Source organism: Bacillus sp. C28GYM-DRY-1, assembly GCF_030519405.1.
GTDB classification, from domain to species: domain Bacteria; phylum Bacillota; class Bacilli; order Bacillales; family Bacillaceae; genus Bacillus; species Bacillus spizizenii_A.
In genome coordinates, this window is the sequence record NZ_JAUMKF010000018.1 from 40,649 (window position 1) to 55,945 (window position 15,297).

General features: G+C 44.1%; 12 protein-coding genes and 1 pseudogene. 1 reads left to right on the forward strand and 12 read right to left on the reverse strand.

Going from position 1 to position 15,297, the window contains the following annotated elements; genetic code table 11:
- Positions 1-187: 187 nt before the first annotated feature.
- The 11 genes and pseudogenes from Q3W56_RS15970 to Q3W56_RS16020 all read right to left on the reverse strand — a co-directional run bounded on the left by Q3W56_RS15970 (position 188) and on the right by Q3W56_RS16020 (position 13,619).
- Positions 188-1,210 (reverse strand): glyceraldehyde-3-phosphate dehydrogenase, encoded by a 1,023-nt coding sequence (locus Q3W56_RS15970; RefSeq protein WP_302896164.1) that lies wholly within the window; start codon positions 1,208-1,210, stop codon positions 188-190.
- Positions 1,211-1,476: 266 nt separating this feature from the next.
- Entirely contained in the window at positions 1,477-2,070 is a 594-nt protein-coding gene (gene coaE, locus Q3W56_RS15975; protein WP_302896165.1) for a dephospho-CoA kinase, read from the reverse strand.
- Positions 2,071-2,091: 21 nt separating this feature from the next.
- A pseudogene (gene ytaF / locus Q3W56_RS15980) lies at positions 2,092-2,742 on the reverse strand (sporulation membrane protein YtaF); the annotation flags it as partial.
- A 148-nt stretch (positions 2,743-2,890) separates the two neighbouring features.
- The gene (mutM, locus tag Q3W56_RS15985) at positions 2,891-3,721 is read right to left on the reverse strand and encodes a DNA-formamidopyrimidine glycosylase (RefSeq protein WP_019715348.1); all 831 of its coding nucleotides are present in this window, start codon (positions 3,719-3,721) and stop codon (positions 2,891-2,893) included.
- Between the two features lie 22 nt (positions 3,722-3,743).
- A complete protein-coding gene (polA, locus tag Q3W56_RS15990) occupies positions 3,744-6,386 on the reverse strand; it encodes a DNA polymerase I (RefSeq protein WP_302896166.1) in 2,643 nt (880 codons plus the stop codon).
- Positions 6,387-6,628: 242 nt separating this feature from the next.
- Entirely contained in the window at positions 6,629-8,368 is a 1,740-nt protein-coding gene (gene phoR, locus Q3W56_RS15995) for a sensory box histidine kinase PhoR (protein WP_302896167.1), read from the reverse strand.
- On the reverse strand, positions 8,361-9,083 hold the full coding sequence (gene phoP / locus Q3W56_RS16000; RefSeq protein ID WP_019715351.1) for a two-component system response regulator PhoP: 723 nt from the start codon (positions 9,081-9,083) through the stop codon (positions 8,361-8,363). The genes phoR and phoP overlap by 8 nt, the downstream gene beginning before the upstream one ends.
- 205 nt (positions 9,084-9,288) lie before the next feature.
- Positions 9,289-10,227, reverse strand: coding sequence for a malate dehydrogenase (gene mdh / locus Q3W56_RS16005; RefSeq protein ID WP_003237775.1), 939 nt, complete (start codon positions 10,225-10,227; stop codon positions 9,289-9,291).
- A gap of 43 nt (positions 10,228-10,270) precedes the next feature.
- Complete coding sequence (gene icd, locus Q3W56_RS16010; RefSeq protein ID WP_003223557.1) at positions 10,271-11,542, reverse strand: NADP-dependent isocitrate dehydrogenase; 1,272 nt, start codon at positions 11,540-11,542, stop codon at positions 10,271-10,273.
- A 164-nt stretch (positions 11,543-11,706) separates the two neighbouring features.
- Positions 11,707-12,825, reverse strand: a complete 1,119-nt coding sequence (citZ, locus tag Q3W56_RS16015) for a citrate synthase (RefSeq protein WP_019715352.1) — start codon at positions 12,823-12,825, stop codon at positions 11,707-11,709.
- A 329-nt stretch (positions 12,826-13,154) separates the two neighbouring features.
- Positions 13,155-13,619: a DUF441 domain-containing protein gene (locus Q3W56_RS16020; RefSeq protein WP_302896168.1), complete on the reverse strand. Its 465-nt coding sequence runs from the start codon at positions 13,617-13,619 to the stop codon at positions 13,155-13,157.
- 94 nt (positions 13,620-13,713) lie between these two features.
- Between Q3W56_RS16020 and ytvI the strand changes: the two genes are divergently transcribed.
- The gene (gene ytvI, locus Q3W56_RS16025) at positions 13,714-14,829 is read left to right on the forward strand and encodes a sporulation integral membrane protein YtvI (protein WP_302896169.1); all 1,116 of its coding nucleotides are present in this window, start codon (positions 13,714-13,716) and stop codon (positions 14,827-14,829) included.
- A 32-nt stretch (positions 14,830-14,861) separates the two neighbouring features.
- On the opposite strand, the gene Q3W56_RS16030 is transcribed toward ytvI, so the two are convergent.
- Positions 14,862-15,245 carry an FxsA family protein gene (locus Q3W56_RS16030; RefSeq protein ID WP_302896170.1) on the reverse strand — a complete coding sequence of 128 codons (384 nt, stop codon included), beginning with the start codon at positions 15,243-15,245 and terminating at the stop codon, positions 14,862-14,864.
- Positions 15,246-15,297: the final 52 nt, after the last annotated feature.

The following is a 15,297-nucleotide window of genomic DNA, read 5'->3' on the forward strand; positions in this document are numbered from 1 at the left end:
GGTCGGCCATTTACCACGGGGGAAAGTTAGTCCGGAGAGGTCCTAACCCTTTAAGTAATTCCGAAACAGTCTCAAGCAAGAAGTTCACGAAAAATAGTATACTGTGTTTAAGTCTAATTTGCAAGGTGCGTTTTTTCAAAATATGCTGTTAAGGGTTTTTTCTTCAAAATGCGTCCATGACCTTATTTTATACAGCAGACGGATGTTTCATGCGCGCAGCTACATGGTGGATCAGATCAACAACTCTGCATGAGTAGCCCCATTCGTTGTCATACCATGCGAGCACCTTTACTTTACTGTCTTCCATTACCATTGTCGTAAGCCCGTCAATGACCGCTGAATGCGGATTTGTATTATAGTCAGTGGAAACGAGCGGTTCATCTGAATAATCAAGAACGCCGTACATCGAAGTTTTGGCAGCCCGTTTAAATGCCTCGTTTACCTCTTCAGCCGTTACATCAGTTTTGAGATCGACAACGAGATCAACCAGTGAGACGTTCGGAACGGGGACGCGCAAGGCAAGGCCGTGAAGCTTTCCTTTCAGATGCGGGAGCACGAGCGAAAGCGCCTTTGCCGCTCCTGTTGTCGTCGGAATAATGGATTCACCGCATGCCCGCGCCCGGCGCAAATCTTTATGCGGATTATCAATATTTTTTTGGTCATTCGTATATGCGTGGACTGTGGTCATCAGCCCGCTCTCAATGCCAAATGCTTCATCCAGCACTTTTACAACAGGCGCAAGGCAGTTTGTCGTGCATGACGCATTTGAAATAATGACATGGCGGTCGGCGTCAAATTGGTCCTCATTTACCCCCATCACAATGGTAACGTCTTCATTTTTTCCCGGAGCTGTCAGAATAACTTTTTTCGTGCCCGCTTCTATATGACCCATCGCTTTATCTTTTGAATTAAACTTCCCTGTCGCTTCGACGACAATGTCAATATCATATTCCCGCCAAGGCAGCTGTTTTGGATCACGGCTGTTTAATAAAAGCACTTTCTTTCCATTCACGATTAGGCTGTCTTCACCAACCACAACCTCTTTGTCGTACCTGCCGTGATTTGTGTCATACTTTATTAAATGAGCCAGCGTTTCTGCGGAATAGCTGGCGTTAATGGCCACTACTTGAATTTGATCATCTAACATTGCTTTTCTAAAAACCATTCTCCCGATTCTTCCAAACCCGTTGATCGCTACTTTTACCTTCATGTTGGACACCCCTTATCAATTATGCCATTCTAATTTACCTTCATTTGTAATTAGTATAACACATTAAAATGGATTCGCCAGTACATATTGATAAAATCAACGATTACAACGCTAATTTATGATGCATTATATGTTTTCTTGCACACAATTTAGGTGTAAGAACCAAAAAACAGCCAGCGTCCCGCACTGACTGCTTTCATTTCTTATGACTCCTGTTTTACATGACAAAAAACACCGTTCATACGACATACGAACGGTGTTTTTGTTTATGCCCAGTTTGTGATGACTTTATCAAGCTGCTGTTTGGTCTCTGTAAGCGTGCCGCTGTTATCAATGACTTGATCTGCTCTTGCTGTTTTTTCCTCTAAGGGCATTTGAGCACAAATACGGCTGATCGCTTCTTCTTCCGTCAGCTGATTGCGCTTCATGAGACGTTCCAGCTGAAGCTCTTTGGTTACACTGACCACAATAATTTTATCAACTAAAGATTCCAATTTGCTTTCAAACAATAGCGGGATATCTAATACAACAAAGGCCTCGCGATTTGCTATCGCTTCATCACGGCGATTGAGCATTTCCTGCCTGACTGCGGGATGGACAATTGCATTTAAAGCAAGACGCTTTGGTTCATTTGTGAATACCAGTGCCCCAAGCTTTTTTCGATCTATATCACCGTTTGGGAGCAGAATGTCTTCACCGAATTCGTCAATGATTTGCCGGTAGGCCGGCATCCCTTTTTCTACCGCTTGTTTGGCAATGATATCTGCATCTATAACTGTTATTCCTTTTTCAATCAGCATATTGGCTACCGTACTTTTGCCGCTAGCTATTCCTCCCGTTAAACCAATGACTAAGGTCAAGTGCTCAACTCCTTTTTACATTTACAATTTCCAGAGCCCAATCGTGATCAGCAGAAGCCCCGGCAAAAACGCCATCTTATCAATCCATTTCCACTTAGACAGAAAATGGCCGGCATTGATTCCGATTGATACAAACAGCGAGCTCATGATTGCCACGGCAATGCTCATCACAATCGGTGAAAAACCGAGAATGGCTGCGCCAATACCTGCTCCGAAGGCATCAATCGATAAGGCAAATCCCAACAAGACCGCCTCAATACCATTGATCACACCCGATTTGTCGATATCCGCACTCATGGGTTTTCTTAAAATATGAATCACAATCCCTAATGACCGAACCTCTAAATTAAGCAGCGTTTTTTCATGCAATAAGTATTCCTTGTCTTTTGCCGGTTTGAAAAATTGATACAGAACCCACGCACCGATTCCGACCAATATCAAACCGCCAAGCTTCTCCGTCACATAAACAGGTAAAAACTTCGTGAGAAAGCTTCCGATCAGCATGGATATAAACATGACGGCACCGGAACAGCAGGCGATAACCAAAATCGCTTTAAACGGGATTTTCATTTTTCTCAATCCATACGTAAAACCGACTGAAAAACTGTCCAAGCTGACAGCCAACGCCAGCAGCAGTATAGAAACCATTTGCATATCCGTTTCTTCCTTTCTGTTGGTGCTCTTGTATCAGATGTAAAATGCCCGGGATTCATCACAATCATATATATGGGAAAGTGAAAAATCCGTGTTTCGAAAATGGCATCCTCTATTACAGAGTTACTGATATATGCACCGACAGCTTGGACAAAGAAGCATTATGCTACTTTTTTTTCTGGCACTTCGCACAAAAATGCGTGCCCCTGCCACCTACGACAATTTTTGAAATCATTGTTCCGCAATTTTTGCACGGCTCGTCTTTTTTCCCGTACACAAAATGCTGCAGCTGGAACATTCCGATTTCCCCTTGGGAGTTGATATACGAACGGACTGTGCTGCCGCCTGCATCAATCGCTTCCTGCAGGGTGTTTTTGATTTCAGCATGAAGTGTTTTGATTGTTTTGTCTGACAATTGATTTGCCTTCGTCTCAGGATGGACACCCGCTCTGAACAGCGCCTCGTCCACATAAATGTTCCCGAGTCCGACAACTGTTTTCTGATCCAGCAGGGCGGTTTTGACAGCACGGTTTGTTTTAGCAAGCCGTTCTTTTAAATATGCGCTCGTAAATTCTTCTGCATCCGGCTCCGGCCCTAATTGAGAAAGAGGGAGCTCACCCGCTTCCTCTCCCGGTTTAAATAAGTGCATGGTTCCAAACTTCCGCACATCCCTGTAACGAAGCTGGGTGCCGTCTGACATCGTGAATATGACATGGACGTGTTTATCGTCTGGCTCCTCCGCTTGATGAAGCCCGTATTTCCCTTCCATTCGAAGATGGGAAACCATGACAAAATGGTCTAAATGAAACAGCAAAAACTTTCCCCGTCTTCCGATAGACTGTATCGTTTCTCCTGCTAAATTTCGCGCAAATTCCTCCGGTTCGGCAGGCCGTTTGATGATATTTGGCCATCTGATCTCTACCGATTTGATTGTTTTTCCCTTTACAAGCCCGGTCAGAGTGCGCCGGACCGTTTCAACTTCTGGTAATTCCGGCACATCCATCACTTCCTATCTCTGTTTATTTCGCATCGTACCAAGATGGGCCTGACGCAAAGTCCACCTTTAACGGCACATCTAATGCAAGCGCATGTTCCATCACTTCAGGAACAAGCTTTTCAAGAATTTTAATTTCTTCCTGCGGCGCTTCAAAAATTAATTCATCGTGTACTTGAAGCAGAAGTCTTGCTTTCAGTTGTTGTTCTTTCAGCTTGGCAGCCATATCAATCATAGCTTTTTTTATAATATCAGCTGCGCTTCCTTGAATCGGCGTATTCATTGCCGTCCGCTCCGCAAAACTGCGGATATTAAAGTTTCGGCTCGTCAGCTCAGGCATGTAGCGGCGGCGATGCATAAGCGTTGTCACGTATCCTTTTTGCTTCGCGTCCTGAACTGAATCTTCCATGTACGCTTTTACGCCTTGGAAGCTTTCCAAATAGCGGTCAATGAATGCGCCTGCTTCCTTCCGGGTAATGCCGAGGTTCTGTGACAACCCGTAATCGCTGATGCCGTACACGATGCCAAAGTTGACCGCTTTCGCCTGGCGTCTCATCGCAGATGTCACTTCATCCTCGGCAACATGGAACACATCCATTGCCGTTTTCGTATGAATATCCATATCATTTGTAAAAGCTTCGATAAGATTTTGATCCTTAGAAATATGGGCAAGCACCCGCAGCTCGATTTGTGAGTAGTCGGCGGCAAAAATAAGCCAGTCTTTTTCAGACGGAACAAAAGCTTGGCGGATTTTACGCCCTTCTTCAAGTCTGATCGGAATGTTTTGCAGATTCGGATCAGTCGAGCTAAGACGGCCTGTTTGCGTTAAAGCCTGGTTAAAGCGCGTGTGCACCTTATGGGAATCCGGTCTCGTCACCTTTAAAAGCCCTTCGATATATGTCGATTGAAGCTTGCCAATTTGTCTGTATTGCAAAATATAGTCGACAATATCATGCTTGTCAGCCAGCTTTTCAAGCACATCAGCAGACGTTGAATAGCCTGTTTTTGTTTTTTTCACGACAGGCAGGCCGATTTTTTCAAACAAGATGACGCCGAGCTGTTTCGGAGAATTGATATTAAACGGCTCTCCCGCAATCTCATGGATTTTTTCTTCATATCCCTTCAGCTTCGCACCCAGTTCTTCGCCCATTCGTTTTAAACGATCAACATCGACCTTAACGCCAGTTGATTCCATTTCGCCAAGAATAAGCGCAAGCGGCATTTCGAGCTCTTCAAACAGTTCAAGCTGATCGTTGTTCTCCAGCTCCTGAACAAGCTTTTCCCGGAGGCTTTGAATGGCTAACGCTTTTCGTACAAGGTGCTCAGACAGTACATCTTCTGACGGCACCGCCCGTTTTGCTCCTTTGCCGTAAACCGATTCGTCGCTAGATACAATATGCAGTCCGTAATCCTTGGCCACACTTGCAACGTCATCATATGAATTGCCCGGATTGATGATATAAGCCGCGAGAAGCGTATCAAACTCCGCTCCTTTCAGCTCAATGCCCTGCCAGCGCAAAGCGACAACAGCCCGCTTGCTATCGAAAAGCCATTTTTTCTGCTCATCATTTTCCGCCCATTCTTTAAACACCTCAGACTCCACGGCAATGTCTTGCGGAATAAAATAAGATCCCGTTTCATTTACGATTGAAAATCCAAGAATCGGCACTTCATGATAATTATCGCCAATCTGTTCAACAACAAAGGCAGATGGGGAAACCAACATATCGCTAGTCACGTCTGTGACGGTTTTTACACTTATTTCATCTAACACCTGTTCCTGCTCTGCTTCTTCACTGTCTTCACCAAGACGTTCAAGAAGCGTGTTGAATCCAAGATCTTTATAGATGGAAATGACCTGTTCACGATTAAAGCCTTGATATTTCAAGCCGGAAACGGATACATCAATCGGCGCATCCGTCATGATCGTCGCAAGCTCCTTGCTCATCAATGCCTGATCCTTAAATTCCTCAAGTTTTTCCTTCAGTTTCTTTCCGCTCACCTCGTCAATGGACTCCAGCAGCTTTTCCACGGAATCGAACTGTTTTAAGAGCTTAATCGCTGTCTTTTCTCCTACGCCGGGCACACCTGGAATATTATCCGATGAATCGCCCATCAGACCCTTCATGTCAATGATTTGTTCAGGCGTAAGCCCGTATTTCTCTTTGACGTGCTCCGGTGTGTAAAATTCAACATCGGTAATTCCTTTTCTCGTAATGGCAACCGTTGTTTTGTCTGTTGCCAGCTGGGTTAAATCCTTATCTCCTGAGAAAACCTTTACTTCAAATCCGTCTTTTTCAGCCGATTTGGCCAGTGTGCCAATGATATCATCGGCCTCATATTGTTCCAGTTCGTAGCGGCTGATCTGATAGGCATCCAGCAGCTCGCGGATAAACGGCATTTGTTCAGAAAGTTCAGGCGGGGTTTTCTGTCTGCCGCCTTTATATTCTTTAAATGTGCCGTGACGAAATGTTGTTTTCCCGGCATCAAATGCAACCAGCATGTGCGTCGGTTTTTCATCCTCAAGCATCTTCATTAAAATCATCGCAAAACCGTATACGGCATTCGTATGAATACCTTTATCATTGCTTAACAGCGGCAATGCAAAAAACGCCCGGTAAGCTAGACTGTTTCCGTCTACAAGCACTAATTTTTTTTGTTCCGTCATTCAATATCCTCCTAAGAAGCATCAGGCTTCCATTCATCTCTTACATAGTCATTAGCTCCTCTTATTTTAACAAAGTTCAATTTGAAAGGAAAATACGCGAACTGAAGAGAAGACACAAAAAAGGACGGGAACACAAAATGGTTCCCGCCGTCAAAATTGGCTCCTTGGATGAAGGGGTTCTACTACATCTTACCAGCATAGGTTTAACAGTGCATGAAGATATTGTTAAACCTTTGTAAACATTAGGAGGACTTTTCAGCGGCCCTTTTCAGTGTCACTGTAAAGACCGTTCCTCGTCCAAGCTCGCTTTTGACATCGATTTTCCCTTCATGAGCCTCTATTAAATGTTTTACGATTGCAAGGCCCAGACCGGTTCCGCCCGAATTCCTGCTTCTGTCTTTATCTACGCGGTAAAAACGTTCAAAGATGCGAGGGATTTCTTCTTTCTGTATTCCGATTCCGGAATCGGCAACTTCAATTTGAATGTCTTTGTCTCTTGGCGTTACATTGATAGCTACAGAGCCCCCTTCAGGCGTGTAGGTTAACGCATTGTTTACGAGATTAAGAAATACCTGTTTCAGCCTGTACGGGTCCCCTGATACGTATAGCGGATCTTTCGGTACATTCAGTTGTAAGGAGATGCCTTTCTCATCCGCCTTATGCTTAAGAAGCGTTTCAATCTCACCAAGCATTTTGGCTGGTTCAAATGTTTCGATGCTGAGCGTAAAATTTTGCTGCTCGATTTTTGAGAGGTCGAGAAGATCCTGAACCAAAGACTGAAGCCTTTCGCTTTCCTTTAGAATAATGGAGAGAAATTCAGAAAGCGCTTCTTTGTCCTCCATCGCTCCGTCCAATAATGTCTCCGTAAACCCTTTAATGGACGTTATCGGCGTTTTTAGCTCATGAGAAACATTAGCCACAAAATCCTTTCTCATCTGCTCTAATTTTTTCGTCTCCGTCATGTCGTGGAAAACGAGCACAATACCTTTCCATTCATCGTCCGGCCCCATAATCGGAACGCCGTCCACTTCAAAATAACGCCGTTCAATTTTGATCGGAAGCCTTAACAGCTTGCATTTCTTTGTCTCCGTCATAAAAATGTCTTCGACAAGCTGAATCACTTCTTCATGTTCAAATGCATCATGATAAAGACGGCGCAGCATCTGATTCGGGTTGATATGAAACTGCTTGGCATAAGACCTGTTTACGAGATTGATAAAACCTCTTCCATCAATCATAATCAGCCCGGAGCCGATATTTTCAATGACTGTCAGCAGCCGGTCCCGCTGCATTTCCTGCGTTCTCGTCATTTCCATCAGATCAACGGCAAGGCTGTTCATCGCCCGGCCGAGCTTATCAGAGCGCCTGATATAGCCGCCGTACGTCCTGGCATCGTAGTTCCCCTTGGATAGTTCTATTGCTACGTTTGTCGCTGCTTCAATCGACCTTTTATAGCGTGAGGTCATACTGGAATAAAAATAAACAATGACGATAAAAGCGGTACAAAGACTGGCCGTCAGCATCCCCCACATTTCGCCTTTCAAGCCGTAGCTTTTTTTAGGGGCAGAAAGCAGCACATACCCTGTTTTTTCACCTTGGCTTCTAAGCGAGAGTCCATAATAAAGCTTGTTATCTGCTTTTGAAAGAACACCCTCATGGCCAGAAACAAGTGCCTGCACCTTTTGAGAATCTGCTGCTCTCCCGTTTGACCCGTACAGCACCTTGCCGTCTGTATCGATAACGGATGCGCTCACATCAAGCGCGCCGCCTGCATCTTTAATGATTTTCTCATTTGCTTGATCATTCAGATTGCCGGCATCAAGAAGCGAAGCCATGTATTTGGCTTCTTTTTCAATGCGTTCCTCTGCTTTCCTTTGATCAGATGTTTCAAAGAGCTGCTGCAAAAACAGCCCGAGGACACTAAACACCAGAATCATACAGACAACGAGTACAGAAAAAAGGCGCACACGGTATTTATTCATTCATTTTTGGCTCCTCCAGTTTATACCCCAATCCCCTAATCGTTTTAATATAGATCGGTTTTTTAGTATTGTTTTCAATTTTGTCGCGGAGATGGCTGATATGTACGTCAACAATTCTCGTATCTCCGGCAAAATCATAATTCCAGACAGCGCTCAACAGAAGATCTCTCGTCAGCACTCTGCCTTTATGTCTGCCCAAATAGAGAAGCAGTTCGAATTCTTTCGGTGTCAGCTCAAGCTGATTTTCTTTAAAGTACGCTTCATAATGATCAGGCAGAATTTTCAGATCGCCAATTACGATCTGACCTTCAATTTCATCGTTTTTCGTTTCACTAGAGGGCGCAGCCATTTCCGAACGCCTTAAAATCGCTTTGACTCTTGCATTTACTTCCCTTGGACTGAACGGCTTGGTCATATAATCATCAGCACCAAGCTCAAGCCCTAATACTTTGTCAAATTCCTCATCCTTCGCTGTCAGCATTAAAATCGGAAACATCAGTTTTTGCTGTCTCAGCTGCTTGCATACTTCGATTCCGTCCAGTTTTGGAAGCATCACATCAAGCACAATCAAATCAGGCTTCTCTGTTTCTGCTTTTTTGAGCGCTTCTTCCCCATCCGAGGCGGTAATGACATTATAGCCTGACCGTTCCAAATTGTACTGTAAAAGAGTAACAATAGATTCTTCATCATCCACAACTAAAATTTTCTTGTTCATGCTGTGCCTCCAGTATTATAATTCCCCGACATCCTATTTCTCTATTTTATGTCATCTTAACATGTTTCATGATTTTATTTTAGCGAAAGCAGGACATTCCGACAATTCGTCTTTTACACCATTTTTAAAAGAAAGAAGTTAATGATAACGCTTTCATTTATAATAAAAAGAGAAAGGCTCTAGCAAGGAAGCCTTTCTCTTTTTATTAAGATAATACTTTCATGACATTTTTGACAGATTCAACTGATTTATTCAGTTGTGCTCTCTCATAGTCTGTCAGCTCAAGTTCAATGATCTGCTCAAGACCGTTGCCGCCTACAATTGTAGGAACACCAAGGTAGATGCCTTCATAGCCGTATTCCCCTTCAAGGTAAGCAATTGTAGGAAGGACGCGGCGCTGATCTTTCAAGATCGCTTCGACCATTTCTGTCAGAGAAGCCGCAGGCGCATAATACGCGCTTCCGTTTCCAAGAAGATTCACGATTTCGCCTCCGCCTTTTCTAGTGCGCTCCACAATTGCGTCAATCCGTTCTTTCGGAATGAGAGTTTCAAGCGGGATACCGCCAGCGTAAGAATAACGCACAAGCGGCACCATATCGTCACCGTGGCCGCCAAGGACGAAACCAGTCACATCTTTCACTGACAGGTTTAATTCCTCTGCGACAAATGTTCTGAATCGTGCGGTATCAAGCACACCGGACTGGCCGATTACGCGCTCTTTAGGGAAACCTGATTCTTTGTACACCGCGTATGTCATTGCATCAACAGGATTTGTCAGCACCACAATGATAGAGTCAGGAGAATATTTCACGATTTCTCGTGTAACGCTTCTCATAATTTTTTCGTTTGTAGAGACTAGATCATCTCTGCTCATACCAGGTTTTCTTGCGATACCGGCTGTAATGACAACAATGTCAGACCCCGCTGTATCCTCGTAATTGGATGTGCCCGTAATTTTTGCGTCAAAACCTTGAACCGGGCTTGCTTCCAACATATCAAGCGCTTTTCCCTTTGTCGGGTTCTCCAATTGCGGAATGTCAACAAGCACTACGTCTGCCAGCTCTTTTTGAGCGATTAAAAATGCAGTTGTCGCTCCGGTAAAACCTGCTCCGATAACAGAAACTTTTTTACGAGTATTTCCCATGTCTCTCTTCTCCTTTATGGCTAGTTTTAGGCTGTTTCCTTGCTTAGTCCATGTTTTTAATCAGTTCTTCTCCGAACTCTGAACATTTCACTTCAGTCGCGCCGTCCATTAATCTGGCAAAATCGTAAGTTACGACTTTAGAAGCGATTGTTTTTTCCATAGATTTGATAACCAAATCAGCCGCTTCGTTCCACCCTAAATGCTCAAGAAGCAGAACGCCTGAAAGAATAACGGAAGATGGGTTTACTTTATCAAGGCCTGCATATTTAGGAGCCGTTCCGTGCGTCGCCTCGAAAATCGCATGTCCTGTTTCATAGTTGATATTCGCTCCAGGTGCAATGCCGATTCCGCCGACTTGCGCAGCAAGAGCATCAGAGATGTAATCTCCATTTAAGTTCATAGTTGCAACGACATCAAATTCGTTCGGGCGCGTTAGAATCTGCTGAAGGAAGATGTCAGCAATGCTGTCTTTGACAATGATTTTGCCTGCTGCTTCCGCTTCGCTTTGCGCTTTGTTGGCAGCGTCTTTTCCTTGTTCTTCAGCAATGCGGTCATATTGAGCCCATGTGAAGACTTTTTCGCCATATTCTCTTTCAGCAAGTTCATAGCCCCAGTTTTTGAAGGCGCCTTCTGTGAACTTCATGATGTTTCCTTTGTGAACAAGTGTTACAGATTTGCGGCCGTGCTCGATCGCATAATCAATGGCTGCTCTGACCAAACGGCTTGTTCCTTCTTCAGAAACAGGCTTAATGCCGATACCTGATGTCTCAGGGAAACGGATTTTGTTGACGTTTAACTCATTTTGCAGGAAGCTGATGAGCTTTTGCACTTCTTCAGAGCCTTTTGCGTACTCGATGCCTGCGTAAATATCTTCTGTATTTTCGCGGAAGATGACCATATCAGTATCTTCAGGGCGTTTTACCGGTGACGGCACTCCTGTAAAGTATCTTACAGGTCTTAAGCAGACGAATAGGTCAAGCTCTTGTCTGAGCGCTACGTTCAAAGATCGGATTCCGCCGCCGACAGGTGTCGTTAACGGGCCTTTAATCGCAATGAAATATTCGCGGATAACATCTAATGTTTCAGCAGGCAGCCACTCACCTGTTTTATTATAAGCCTTTTCTCCGGCATAAACTTCTTTCCACGTGATTTTCTTTTCGCCTTTGTATGCTTTTTCAACTGCTGCTTCCAAAACCTTCGAAGCCGAGTTCCAAATATCAGGACCGGTTCCGTCTCCTTCGATAAACGGGATAATCGGGTTGTTTGGTACGTTTAATACTCCGTTAGAAACTGTAATTTTTTCACCTTGTGCCACAATAAAAACCTCCCAGTATGTAATTCATATTTAGAAAACATTTTATTTTTCTTATATAGAAAACAAAATGATTTTTCTCAACATTCAATATAAAGTGTAAACCACTTTTAATGTTCTGAACAAGAGGCTAACCTCATTAACGCAAGCCAGCCTCCAATGGTTCTTTAGGCTCTTTCTTCAATCGGAACAAATGCTTGTTTATCAGGGCCTGTGTAATCTGCCCGCGGGCGGATCAGCCGGTTATTGTCATACTGCTCAAGAATATGTGCAAGCCAGCCAGACATTCTGCTTATAGCAAAAATCGGCGTGAACAAATCATGGTCAATACCGAGGCTGTGATAAACAGAAGCCGAATAGAAATCAACGTTAGGCGGTAGCTTTTTCTCCGATGTAACGATTTCTTCTATACGAATCGACATCTCATACCATTTGCTTTCGCCTGTCAGGTTTGTCAGGCGCTTGCTCATTTCTTTCAGATGCTTCGCGCGCGGGTCGCCATACTTATACACGCGGTGGCCGAATCCCATGATTTTTTCTTTCTTTTCAAGTTTAGCGCGGATGTACGGCTCAGCGTTTTCCACTTCACCTATTTCTGTCAGCATCTTCATCACGCCTTCATTTGCACCGCCGTGAAGAGGACCCTTCAGTGCGCCGATTGCCGCAGTAATGCCTGAATAGATATCAGAAAGTGTTGCGACGCAGACCCTTGCTGTGAACGTTGACGCGTTCAGCTCATGGTCAGCATGTAAAATCAGCGCTTTGTTGAAAGCTTCAACCTCAATTGGCGAAGGCTCTTCACCGTTTAATGTGTAGAGAAAATTTTCGGCAATGCCGTAGTCTTCTCTTGGTTCTACAGGCTCAAGACCTTTGCGGATTCTGGAAAACGCTGCAACCAGACCAGGCACCTTTGCCTGAAGGCGGATCGCCTTTCTGTAGTTGGCTTCAGGGTTCATGGTATCAGCCTCGCTGTCAAGCAGGCCTAGTAATGAAATTGCTGTCCGAAGAGCAGCCATGGGATGAACATTTTCGAGGGAATAAGATTTGAAGTGCTCAATAATTTCTTGCGGAACGGCAGCTTCCTTTGCAAGCTGCTGCTTTAACTCATCAAGCTCCTTTTTGTTCGGCAGCCTTAAATGCCAAAGCAAATAAATGATTTCTTCAAAACTTGCATTCTCTGTTAAATCATCGATATCATACCCCACATATGTAAGGGTATCGTCAATAATAGAACTAACAGATGATGTTGTTGCTACAACCCCTTCTAGACCGCGTGTCGCTGTCATATATAACATCTCCTTTTCAATGAATTTCCCCTTTAAGAGTGTTGTAAATCATGTGGCTTACTTAAAAAGCATGATGCAAGTATTTCTCTCCCCCTAAAAGAAAATGCTTACATTTCACTGCCTGCTTCTACTGAAACCCTTTGCTTATGAAAGACCATAACAAATTCTTATAAGCTTATTTAAGTTTAAGCCTATTCTTATTATAAACAATAATCAGACATTTGTTAAATGTTTACCTATAATTTTTTTTTTCATTCTGTGATTTTCCCGAAAAAACGCCATTATTTGCGGGTTTTTGCATAAAAAAAGCGGCATTTGGGCCGCTTTTTTTATGAAGTGAACAGTTTTACGATCTGCATGGCTATATAAGCAATCCCCGCTCCAATCAGCGGTCCCACCGCAACTCCGCCAAAAAGCGCGACTGCAAGAATGGTCCCGATCACAAGAGCAGTTGTAATATGTGGGTCATTTTCCAGCAGGGTCAGGCCGTTTTTGGCAATCAGCGCCACTGCAATTCCTGCTCCCAAGGCGATCCAAGCATAGGAAGACCGCACTGCTTCTCCAAGCTGCTTAAATCCGATTTCTCCCGTGGCAATCGGAACAAGAACAGCGATTGTGATAACGGTCACTCCCCAGTTAATGCCTTTTGACTGGATGGTGGGAAATAATTTCTGGTCAAGTCCAACGATTTTGATGATCAATAGGACGGATACAGCAAAGAGCAATGATTGGTTTTTTGCGATAAGTGCAATAGCCAAGAGTATAATTAAAAATAGATTCGCTTGTGTAAACATGCCATCCCTCCATTAAGATGAATGTATTCATATTCAGCCGGAGCGTGAATACATATAAAAAATAGGACATGCTGACGAGAGGAGGACCGATTACGTGAATCAATCTTATATCACTATTTTCTTCAGAACCCTCTTTGTCATATCAACGACCGCAGGATTGATAGCTGCGGCCTATTATTCGTTTCCGTTAACTTATCCGTTCCTGATCGCCCTTATTCTCTCATCAGTGATTCATCCTGTTGTTGACTATTTGGACAAAGTGACAGGATTCCCCCGAACGATAAACGTCTTGGGCGTGCTTGCTTTTTTTCTGCTCGCCGCCTTCGGCTTGCTCACCATACTTGTAGCGGAAATCGTAACGGGAACAGCCTATCTTGCAAAAACACTGCCTCCGCATATCAGCACGTTTATCTCATATTGCGAAAAATTGTTTACGACTCATATCCAGCCGCTCTATAACGAACTGACCCTTTTGTTTCGAGAATTGGAGACCAACCAGCAGGCTTCGATTGTCACTCACATTCAGACACTCGGTGATTCCGCCGCTAAAAATGCCGGACTGCTGCTGTCCCACATCCTAGAAATGATTCCGAGGTTTTTCGCGCTTCTTCCCAATACGGCGGCTGTTCTGATTTTTTCTCTCCTGGCAACATTTTTTATGACAAAGGATTGGCACAAACTGAAAGCGATGCTCGTTTCGTTTTTGCCGGATCGGGTTACAGCTAACAGCAAGGCCATCAGCAACGAATTAAAAAAAGCAATGACCGGTTTTATCAAAGCTCAAGCCGTTCTTGTTTTCATTACGATGGTGATTGTATTTATCGGCCTTTCTCTCTTAAAGGTTGAACATGCTGCAACAATTGCTTTTTTAATCGGACTTGTTGATCTTCTCCCTTATTTGGGGGCGGGCTCGGTATTTGTGCCGTGGATTTTATATTTATCGATTACAGGCCAGCTGCCTCAGGCGATCGGAATCGGCGTGCTGTACCTCGTCGTTCTGATTCAGCGGCAGCTGACAGAGCCTAAAATACTTAGTAAGTCTATTGGGATCGATCCGCTGGCAACGCTCATCGCCCTGTTTGCCGGTTTTAAATTATTCGGATTTTTAGGATTGATTGCCGGGCCGGCTGTTCTCGTCATCATCCAGGCCTTCATCACAACAGGCGCATTAAAGGAAATATGGTCCTACATTACTGTTCAGCAAAAATAAAACAGCAGCCCATGTTGCATGGCTGCCGTTTTTTATTTGATGATGATCCGCTTGTTTTTCGACATCCCTCTCAGCCATTTAAACAGAATCGGCTTACACCAGCTGCGGGTAAACGGGATAAGCAAACAGGCGCCGGCCAAATCTGATAAAAAGCCTGGAAGCATCAGCAATAGACCGCCAATGAAAATGCATAGGCCGTCAGCAATCGCTTCCCCCGGCATTTTGCCATATTGAAGATCACGCTGAACCTTGTAATATACTTCGGTTCCTTGTTTTTTTGCAGCTGCTGCGCCGATAATGCCCGACAGGATCATTAAAAGGACCGTAGGCAAAATGCCGATCAGCTTGCCTGAAAATAGGAATATGCCGATTTCTATTGCCGGAAAAAGAATAAAAAGCAAAAATAAAAATCTCATATCCAAGCCCCCCACACGTGTAACACGCCTCTGTTCAACATTAGGCAAGGTA

Bases quoted from the DNA above. Each gene is read 5' to 3' on its own strand.
- Q3W56_RS16030 (WP_302896170.1), bottom strand. From the start codon at position 15,245: ATGAGATTTTTATTTTTGCTTTTTATTCTTTTTCCGGCAATAGAAATC.
- Q3W56_RS16020 (WP_302896168.1), bottom strand. From the start codon at position 13,619: ATGTTTACACAAGCGAATCTATTTTTAATTATACTCTTGGCTATTGCA.
- phoP (WP_019715351.1), bottom strand. From the start codon at position 9,083: ATGAACAAGAAAATTTTAGTTGTGGATGATGAAGAATCTATTGTTACT.
- mdh (WP_003237775.1), bottom strand. From the start codon at position 10,227: ATGGGAAATACTCGTAAAAAAGTTTCTGTTATCGGAGCAGGTTTTACC.
- citZ (WP_019715352.1), bottom strand. From the start codon at position 12,825: ATGACAGCGACACGCGGTCTAGAAGGGGTTGTAGCAACAACATCATCT.
- polA (WP_302896166.1), bottom strand. From the start codon at position 6,386: ATGACGGAACAAAAAAAATTAGTGCTTGTAGACGGAAACAGTCTAGCT.
- Q3W56_RS15970 (WP_302896164.1), bottom strand. From the start codon at position 1,210: ATGAAGGTAAAAGTAGCGATCAACGGGTTTGGAAGAATCGGGAGAATG.
- phoR (WP_302896167.1), bottom strand. From the start codon at position 8,368: ATGAATAAATACCGTGTGCGCCTTTTTTCTGTACTCGTTGTCTGTATG.